This window comes from Methyloglobulus morosus KoM1 (assembly GCF_000496735.2).
GTDB lineage: Bacteria > Pseudomonadota > Gammaproteobacteria > Methylococcales > Methylomonadaceae > Methyloglobulus > Methyloglobulus morosus.
This window is the reverse complement of record NZ_AYLO01000176.1, coordinates 1-9,242: the sequence shown is the minus strand read 5'-3', so window position 1 is coordinate 9,242 and position 9,242 is coordinate 1. Positions and strand designations below refer to the sequence as shown.

The following is a 9,242-nucleotide window of genomic DNA, read 5'->3' as shown; positions in this document are numbered from 1 at the left end:
GCTTATAACGGAATCAAGCAGCGCCCCTTTGGCAACTGCCCTACTCGTTCCGCTATTGGTCCAAATGGCCGCCTTGATGTTGACGTCCGCATTGTCCAGTGGGTTTGACTGGCTCTATCCCGTAAGAATTGGGATTGTTACCGCAGCCCTTTATTACTACCGAGAAATCTTCACTAAACTTATATGGAATTGGACTTGGCAAGCACCCTTGATCGGCGTTCTGGTATTTATCGTATGGATGCAATTGGAATCGAATGATAAAAGTAGCGGAATTATCTTAATGCAAGGTCTTGAAGAATCACCGAGAGGACTTGCTGCTGCTTGGCTTTTTTTCCGTGTATTCGGGTCTATTATTACGGTACCATTAGCCGAAGAACTAGCATTTCGAGGTTATTTAATTCGTAAACTCGTTGCAAAAGACTTCGAAAACGTTCCGAACGGAACTTTTACATGGTTATCTTTCATTGTCTCTTCGCTACTTTTCGGGTTATTGCATGATCGTTGGCTCGCAGGCACCTTAGCCGGCTTAGGATATGCTTTAGCTCTCTACAGACGTGGAAATATAGGTGATGCCATTGTAGCGCATATGACAACCAACGCGCTTATCGCGATTGTTGTCCTTACCCAAGGAAGATGGGCTTTATGGGCATAAACCAACAAAATTGTAACAAAGCTTTGCACATTTAACGGCTATATCGCCTAAGCTTTAAAACTAGTACATGAATTTTTAATAATACCAGAAAAGTAAGGTTTTTCTTGATTGTCATCAAAATCGGGACGATAGAACTGGTACAATTAAGGCTTAGTTAGCAAGTAACTGCTACAATATGCTTGTTATAAATTTACTTTATCCAATAGCATTTTAGGGAAATTAAAATATGAAAATATTGATAACTGGCAACATGGGGTACATTGGCCCCACCCTGACTAAGCATCTTAGGGCATCATATCCAGATGCTGTCCTGGTCGGTTTTGATATTGGTTACTTTGGCAACTGCATAACAAGCGCAGATATACTTCCCGAATGTAGGGTTGATCTTCAATATTTTGGAGATATCAGGCAATTTCCGAAAGAAGTTTTGAACGGTGTGGATGCCGTAGTTCATCTGGCAGGCATTTCAAATGATCCTATTGGGAACAAGTTTGAGGAAGTCACTTTAGATATTAATTATCGCGCAAGCATCGATCTGGCTAAAAAAGCCAAAGAGGCCGGAGTAAAATCATTTGTGTTCGCTTCCAGTTGTAGCATGTATGGTGCTGCTGATGACAGCGCAAGAACTGAAAAGTCAGACCTCAATCCGCTGACTGCATACGCCAAATCCAAGGCCCTAACGGAACGCGACCTGGAACCGCTCGCATCGGATGGCTTCAAGGTTACCTGTCTCAGGTTCGCGACAGCATGCGGTTGGACAGATCGGTTGAGGCTGGATCTAGTCCTAAATGACTTTGTCGCAGGAGCAATCGCAGCCAATAATATAACAATTTTAAGTGACGGGACACCATGGCGGCCTTTGATTAATGTAAAAGATATGGTTCGTGCAATGGAATGGGCTATCAGTAGAGAAATTACGAGTGGCGGAAATTTTCTGGCAGTCAATGTAGGAAGTGATGAGTGGAACTACCAAGTAAGGGACCTCGCCGAAGCAGTAGCAAAAGTTATTCCGGGCACAGAAGTTTCTATTAATAAAAATGCTCCGCCAGATAAGCGGTCCTATAGGGTGAATTTTGATCTTTTTAAGGGCTTGGCACCGAGACATCAACCACAAATTAGCTTGACTGAATCTATACTTGAACTAAAAAATGGCCTGGATACTCTCAAGTTCAAAGACAAAGAGTTTCGGAATTCGCGGTATATGAGGTTGAATATTCTGACCGAACTCCAAGAAAACGGTTTATTAGATAATAAATTTCAGTGGGTTAAGATTTCTTGATGCTACTTTACAGATTACCCATGCAAAATTTCGCCAATTAATTTAGTAGTATTTTATAAAAAACAGTCACTTAATTATATAGTAGGTATTCGTACGTATATGAAACACTGGCTTTTAAGTATAAAGTGCTTCGAAATAACTGAATGCAGCACCCCGAATACTTTAGATTTAATTTAATCGGTATTTTGGCTTATCACTAGATAAAAGAACGCATATAAACCTTGCTTTAGATGATATTTTTGTTGGTTTAATACAGAGAACTGTAATAATCGAAACCAAATATATGAATGGTTATCAGCGTGTGATTGACCTAGACTTCAGCTTTAATTAGATATTTTTGACTATTATTATAAATAGTGGCTTCATCTAATTTTGAATGAAAAACAAATACTGAAGCGTATTTTTCATAACAATGACTTAATTATTTCACATTACACTTGCTAAAATTTATCTCAGCCAAAGTGATACGCTAACAATATATCAACGGATTGAATAGTACCACATACCAAACTTGGAATTAATAATCCACTAAAATTAATTTTTTTAAATTAAATGAGAATTTAGCTATGATTTTTACAGAAACAAAACTTAAGGGTGCTTTCATTATTGATATAGAAAGAAGAGAGGATTCAAGAGGGTTTTTTGCACGCGTATTCTGCCAAAGAGAATTCGAAGCGCATGGGCTTAAACCGATCATCGCGCAGTCAAATATAGCTTTTAATCTTCGTAAAGGGACGCTACGGGGTATGCACTTTCAATACCCTCCAGCACCTGAAACAAAATTTGTACGTTGCACAAGGGGAAGTATTCTCGATATTATCGTGGATTTACGCCCTGAAAGCGATACGTTCCTTCAGCACATTGCTGTCGAATTATCGGAGGACAATCACCGTGGTTTATACGTACCTGAGCGATTTGGGCATGGTTATCAAGTCCTAAGGGATAATACGGAAACCAGTTATCAGGTTGGCGAGTTTTATGCCCCCGGTGTTGAAGGCGGATTACTTTACAATGACCCTCGCCTAAATCTCGATTGGCCGTTACCAGTTTCCGAAATATCCGATAAAGATCGAGACTGGAAAAAACTCGATGAATTTGAGAATGAATTAATCCAGCGCATGGGAATCTGACGATTATTAAAGTTTTATATCCGACAAACTGCTAGAACTTTTATATGTATTAATGTAAGTGGGAGAACCTCTATGATCATAGTTGATAAAGCATTGCAAGTCCGTGAAAATGAAAACCGACCCATCCGTGTTGCCATGGTTGGCGCTGGATTTATGGGTCAAGGACTTACAAATCAAATTGAAAACAGTATACCTGGAATGCGTATGGTTGCTGTGCAAAATCGGAAAGTAGAGAGAGCTTTTCACGTGTACAACTACTCTGGCCTCAAAGATGTTGTAGAAGCAACGACTCAGACGCAGCTCGACTCCGCGATTAGCACAGGTAAACCAGTTGTCACTGAAGACGCTTTTCTGCTGGCCAGGTCGGAACATGTTGATATCTTAGTCGATGTAACAGGTTCTGTTGAATTTGGCGCCAATGTTGTACTTGAAGCGTTCAAACACGGCAAGGACGTTCTATTGGTAAACGCCGAGCTTGACGGCACAATCGGACCAATTTTACAGACCTACGCAAAAAAATATGGGGTCATCATGTCCGCCTGCGAGGGAGATGAGCCCGGTTTGCAGTTGAATCTATATCGTTGGGTCAAAGGTTTAGGCCTAATTCCACGGGTACTAGGCAATATTAAAGGCCTTCAAGATCGCTACAGGAATCCAACGACTCAAAAAGGCTTCGCTGAGCAATGGGGCCAAAATCCTGCAATGGTCACAAGTTTTGCTGACGGCACAAAGATCAGTTTCGAACAAACTATTGCTGCCAATGCAACCGGATTCTCAGTCTTGTCTAGAGGGATGTCCCGAGGAATTGACTATCACGGCGATGTCATGAAAATTGGGCAACTCTATGATCTCGACCAACTGCGTGAACTGGGTGGCATTGTTGATTATGTCGTTGGGACGCCTTTAACTAAAGTTTATTGTTTAGCCGAACATCCCGATCCTAAACAACAGCATTATCTGAAGCTATATAAGATGGGTGAAGGACCGCTCTATTCATTTTTCCTTCCTTATCATCTGGTTCATTTTGAGATTCCAAATGCTATTGCGCGCGTTGTGCTATTCCGTGACGAGATCGCGCCACCGCTTGCTGGCCCGTGTGTTGAGGTATGCGCAGTGGCTAAACGAGACCTTAAAGCGGGAGAAACCCTCGACGAATATGGTATGTATATGACTTACGGAGAAGCTGTTAATGTCGATGAAATGTCCAGCAAGCATTATCTACCTGAAGGCTTGGTTGAGGGCTGCATACTCAAAAATGACATAAAAAAAGACGGCGTGCTAAGCTATGAAGATGTCATTTTACCTGTCGGCAGGGTAGCCGATAGGCTGCGAGCTGAACAATATAAGCATTTTCGTGGTGAAACATGGCTAGAAGAATTGCTAAATAATCAAGTGGCAAATCAAGGCTCTGTGCACGATGTTGTTACAGACAGAATTGTAGCTTAAACGGCGGTTAATATGAAAGTTGTCCTTTTTTGTGGTGGGCTTGGAACTCGATTGCGGGACCAGTCCGGCGAAATCCCTAAACCGATGGTAAAAATAGGATACCGTCCAATCCTATGGCATGTCATGAAATATTATGCCTATTACGGACACAAGGACTTCATCTTATGCTTGGGTTATAGGGCGGACGCTATCAAGGAATTTTTCCTTAATTATAATGAGTGGGTCACCAATGATTTTACCCTAGAGAACGGCGGAAAAGACATCTTTCTGCAACAAAGCGATATCTCCGATTGGCGTATAACCTGTGTGGATACCGGCATAAATTCAAATATTGGGCAAAGATTAAAAGCCGTTCAGAAATACCTGGAAGGAGAAGATTATTTTCTTGCTAACTATTCAGATGGATTGTCCGACTTACCGCTTCCTGAAATGATTAATGCCTTTAAAAAGGGTGGCCAAATCGGTTCGTTCTTGTGCGTTAAACCATCACAAAGTTTCTCCGTCGTATCGCTAACAGAGAACGATAGGGTTGAAAAAATAGAATTTGTCCAAGAAACTAATTTCTACATTAACGGCGGTTATTTTGTTTTTAGGAAGGAACTATTTAATTACATGAAAGACGGTGAAGAACTAGTGTGTGAGCCTTTTGAACGGCTCATCGCCGAAAACAAGTTAATGGGTTACAAATACGATAAATTTTGGCATTGCATGGATACCTTCAAAGAACAAAAACAACTGAATGAGATGTATGAAAAAGGAAATGCACCCTGGGAAGTGTGGAAGTAAACCGCTTCGATTTAAAAAATATTTTCATGTTTACACTAAAGCTCAACCCCCAACCAAACCAACCCTTGAGTATACTTTGTCTAGGGGCGCATAGCGACGATATAGAAATCGGGTGCGGTGGCACTGTGTTGAAATTGTTGTCGGAAAATGAAAATGTCGATGTCAATTGGGTGGTGTTCGGTGCGAACGGCATAAGGATTGACGAAGCAAACTCAAGTGCAAACCTGTTCTTGGAGGGCTGCAAAAAAAGGAATATTGTCGTACAAAATTTTAAGGACGGCTTTTTCCCGTATTTAGGGGGAGAAATCAAGCTTTATTTTGAACAATTGAAAAAAGAAGTCTCGCCAGACATTATTTTCACCCATTATCGCCACGACTTGCACCAAGACCACCGGACTATTTCCGACTTGACCTGGAACACCTTCAGAAACCACCTTATACTTGAATACGAGATTGTGAAATACGACGGCGATCTCGGCAATCCCAATTTTTTCGTGACCCTAAGTTATCAAGTTTGCCAAAATAAAATTAAGAACATAATAGATTCTTTTAAATCCCAAGCAAGCCATCAATGGTTTAGCGAGGATGCCTTTTTATCATTGCTAAGGCTCAGAGCAATCGAGTGCAATGCCTCCGAAAAATATGCCGAAGGTTTTTACAGTCGCAAAATAACATTCTAATATTATTATGACTTATAAGGTGGAATCATGAGGTTATGCGCTGGTGAGTGGGTGGAGATACGTAGTAAGGAAGAAATACTAGGGACACTAGATAAGAATGGTCGGATGGAAGGACTTCCATTCATGCCACAAATGTTTCAATATTGTGGACAAAGATTCAAAATTTATAAACGGGCTCATAAGACTTGTGATTTTGTTTACACGGGTAGTTCGCGATGGCTTCTAAATGGGATTCATCTTGATCTCCGATGTGATGGGGTAGCTTATGGTGGGTGCCAGCATGCTTGCCTTCTGTATTGGAAAGAAGCTTGGTTGAAGCGTGTTGATGAGGAGCGGAATAGCGTTTTAGAACCCCTTATACTTATAAATACATCTGTTTGCACAGAGGCGGATGTATCGGCAGGTACTCATACACTAAATGAACTAAATGAAGTCATTTATACTTGCCAGGGCACAGAGATACCGCACTTTACGAAACCGCTTCCCTGGTGGGATATAAGGCAGTATATCGAAGATTACACTTCTGGTAATGCCAGTATCAGTCGCTTGTTAAAAGGCTTTGCTTACGGTTTATTTCAGACTATTGAAAATTCAGGAATGAAATTAGGTCGACCACTTCGATGGTTGTATGATTTATTTGAACCATTATGGGGGCCTTACCCAAGAAGGCCAGGAAAGATACCTCAAGGTCAGCCTACACCCTTTTACAGTCTCGATCTTCAAGTTGGTGAACTTGTTCGAGTAAAATCCTACAATGAGATTCTTGCAACCCTAAACAAAGATGGGAAAAACAGGGGGCTTCAATTCGATGCTGAATTGGTTCCTTATTGTGGAAAAATTTTTCGTGTTAAAGACAGGGTGACTACATTCATAGATGAGAAGACACGTAAATTAGTAACTTTGAAAAATCCTTCCATAATACTGGAAGGGGTCTACTGTCAGTCGCGTCATAGCAAATGCCGTATGATATGCCCTAGAAGCATTTTATCTTGGTGGCGTGAAATCTGGCTTGAAAGGGTTGCTGAGACGACAGACAGTGTTGCGACTTCAGTATCTGATAAGCCTACTATAAACGAAAATGTTTAAGCGTATCGTATAACGAGAAAAGAATTATGAAACTCTGGTGCTGAGCTAAACTTATAGATTTGCCTTGTGACGTTTTAATTTTCCTTCGACTTCGCTTAGGGAACCTCGCGGAGCCAAGGGAACGCATATTGCTTAGGTTCAAACATTAAAAGGCCAAATCTATAGTATGTTTGAAAATTTTTTTGTCCGCCTAAATTGGATATATTTGGACGTTTATTATAGATAGTTTGAGAAAAATTAGACCAGCCTCCGAAGGAAGGTTGAAATGAGTAGGCACATACGATTCAGTCGATATTATCATCTTTAGTTACTATTTCTTGTCAACTAATACTGGCAGAGCAGTCTTTTGGGCATGCTTCTACCTTAATGACAAATGCTGTTGCATTTTTAAAGCTGAATTCTCATGAACCCGTAGCTCTTTATCTGAAAAAGTACGAGTAGTGACTGGGATTTGTCACAATAGTGATACTCAGAGGCGGCGTGTAAATGATGTACTTTTTTACAATTTTTGTTTGGTTACAGAATGCCCATTAAAGTAACACTATAAATACAATCTCAAATTTGATCGTATAGAGAACATGTGCAATACCCAAAGTAAGAAGCTTTTAGGTATTCCTGTTACTTAAACATTCCGTTTGGATTTGGTTCTTGGCTACCCAAGTTAAATTGCTTAATCCCATTGAAAGTATTATGAAAGATTTAAAGGAAAAAATAATTCGTGGTAGCTTCGCGAAAATTGTATCACAGGCAGTTAATGTTTTTCTTCGTCTTGGCTCTCTGATTGTTTTAGCACGACTACTTGATCCAACGGACTTTGGGTTGGTAACAATGGTTACTGCGGTTAGTGGAGTCTTTAAAATATTAAAAGATGCTGGGCTTTCCATGGCCACTATACAACGTGACACAGTTAGCCACGAGCAAATGTCAACATTGTTTTGGATTAACACTTTGTTAGGTTTGATTCTCGCTCTTTTATTAGTAGCAATGGCACCTGCAATTGTCACCTTTTATAATGAACCTCGTCTTTATTGGGTAACATTGGCGTTAGGAGTAGATTTCATTTTCACTGGATTAACAGCGCAACATTCGGCTTTACTACAACGGCAAATGCGTTTTGATACAATTGCATTTATTGACATTATTACCCTGTTGGCAGGTATCATTGTTGCGGTATCAATGGCTTTGGATGGTTGGGGATACTGGGCTCTCGTGGGTCAAGCTGTAATTACACCCTGTGCCTATACCATTTGCACCTGGGCGGCCGTCAGGTGGATTCCAGGGATGCCGCGCCGTAGTGTCGGAATTCGTTCCATGTTGCGTTTTGGTGGAACGATTACTTTAAATGGCCTTGTCATGTATTTTGCCTATAATGTTGAAAAGATCCTTCTAGGCCGCTTTTGGGGGGCCGATTCTGTCGGAATCTATGAAAGAGCCAACCAACTCATTAAATTTCCAATCGATATCCTTTTTTCATCAATCGGTGGTGTCATGTTTTCGGCACTCTCACGAATCCAGGACGACCCCAACCGTCAAAAAAGATATTTTCTGAAGGGATTGTCCCTGGTTTTGACGCTGAGTTTGCCCATTACCTTTGCCTGCGCTATCTTTGCTGATGATGTGATATTTGTTCTTTTAGGCCCAAAATGGAAAGATGCAGCTCCCATTTTTCGTTTATTGGCCCCAGCGATTCTAGTGCTTTCTATGATCAATCCATTCTATTTTATGCTCTTATCGTTTGGGCTAGTAAAGCGTAGTTTAAAAATTGCTTTTGTTATTGCTCCACTGGTCATTGCGTCCTATATAATAGGATTGCCACATGGCCCCACTGGTGTTGCATTTGCATACTCTGCGGCAATGATATTGTGGGTAGTTCCCCATATTGCGTGGTGCATCCACGGTACAAGGATTTCTGTTTTGGATATTGTACAAACTGTGAGCCGACCTTTCATTTCAGGCATAGTGGCTTCGGCGCTCGCATTTGGAATACAATTTTATTATGGTCAGTTTCTCTCTTCTTTTCAACGGCTTGCATTGGGAAGCAGTGTTATGCTCATTTCCTATCTCTGGATGCTCTTATTTATAATGGGGCAAAAAACGTTTTACCTGGATCTTTTTCTAGTATTGAAGACACGCAATCCAGTCGACCAAAAGAATTAGTTAAAATGTTTATTTAACGTCAATAT

8 protein-coding genes are annotated in these 9,242 nt (G+C 40.8%); all 8 read left to right on the top strand.

Going from position 1 to position 9,242, the window contains the following annotated elements; all coding sequences use genetic code 11:
* The coding region (locus MGMO_RS18575; protein ID WP_036309037.1) for a CAAX prenyl protease-related protein at positions 1-652 on the top strand (652 nt) is incomplete at its 5' end.
* Positions 653-878: 226 nt separating this feature from the next.
* Entirely contained in the window at positions 879-1,931 is a 1,053-nt protein-coding gene (locus tag MGMO_RS18570; RefSeq protein ID WP_023496620.1) for an NAD-dependent epimerase/dehydratase family protein, read from the top strand.
* Between the two features lie 566 nt (positions 1,932-2,497).
* Positions 2,498-3,061 carry a dTDP-4-dehydrorhamnose 3,5-epimerase gene (gene rfbC, locus MGMO_RS18565; RefSeq protein ID WP_023496619.1) on the top strand — a complete coding sequence of 188 codons (564 nt, stop codon included), beginning with the start codon at positions 2,498-2,500 and terminating at the stop codon, positions 3,059-3,061.
* Positions 3,062-3,133: 72 nt separating this feature from the next.
* Positions 3,134-4,507, top strand: coding sequence for an NAD(P)H-dependent oxidoreductase (locus MGMO_RS18560; RefSeq protein ID WP_023496618.1), 1,374 nt, complete (start codon positions 3,134-3,136; stop codon positions 4,505-4,507).
* A gap of 12 nt (positions 4,508-4,519) precedes the next feature.
* A complete protein-coding gene (locus MGMO_RS18555) occupies positions 4,520-5,293 on the top strand; it encodes a sugar phosphate nucleotidyltransferase (RefSeq protein ID WP_023496617.1) in 774 nt (257 codons plus the stop codon).
* A gap of 26 nt (positions 5,294-5,319) precedes the next feature.
* The gene (locus MGMO_RS18550; RefSeq protein WP_036309033.1) at positions 5,320-5,973 is read left to right on the top strand and encodes a PIG-L deacetylase family protein; all 654 of its coding nucleotides are present in this window, start codon (positions 5,320-5,322) and stop codon (positions 5,971-5,973) included.
* A 27-nt stretch (positions 5,974-6,000) separates the two neighbouring features.
* Positions 6,001-7,059, top strand: coding sequence for a hypothetical protein (locus MGMO_RS18545; RefSeq protein ID WP_023496615.1), 1,059 nt, complete (start codon positions 6,001-6,003; stop codon positions 7,057-7,059).
* A gap of 648 nt (positions 7,060-7,707) precedes the next feature.
* Positions 7,708-9,216, top strand: a complete 1,509-nt coding sequence (locus tag MGMO_RS18540) for a lipopolysaccharide biosynthesis protein (protein ID WP_023496614.1) — start codon at positions 7,708-7,710, stop codon at positions 9,214-9,216.
* Positions 9,217-9,242: the final 26 nt, after the last annotated feature.

Bases quoted from the DNA above. Each gene is read 5' to 3' on its own strand.
- rfbC (WP_023496619.1), top strand. From the start codon at position 2,498: ATGATTTTTACAGAAACAAAACTTAAGGGTGCTTTCATTATTGATATA.
- MGMO_RS18550 (WP_036309033.1), top strand. From the start codon at position 5,320: ATGTTTACACTAAAGCTCAACCCCCAACCAAACCAACCCTTGAGTATA.
- MGMO_RS18545 (WP_023496615.1), top strand. From the start codon at position 6,001: ATGAGGTTATGCGCTGGTGAGTGGGTGGAGATACGTAGTAAGGAAGAA.
- MGMO_RS18555 (WP_023496617.1), top strand. From the start codon at position 4,520: ATGAAAGTTGTCCTTTTTTGTGGTGGGCTTGGAACTCGATTGCGGGAC.
- MGMO_RS18560 (WP_023496618.1), top strand. From the start codon at position 3,134: ATGATCATAGTTGATAAAGCATTGCAAGTCCGTGAAAATGAAAACCGA.
- MGMO_RS18570 (WP_023496620.1), top strand. From the start codon at position 879: ATGAAAATATTGATAACTGGCAACATGGGGTACATTGGCCCCACCCTG.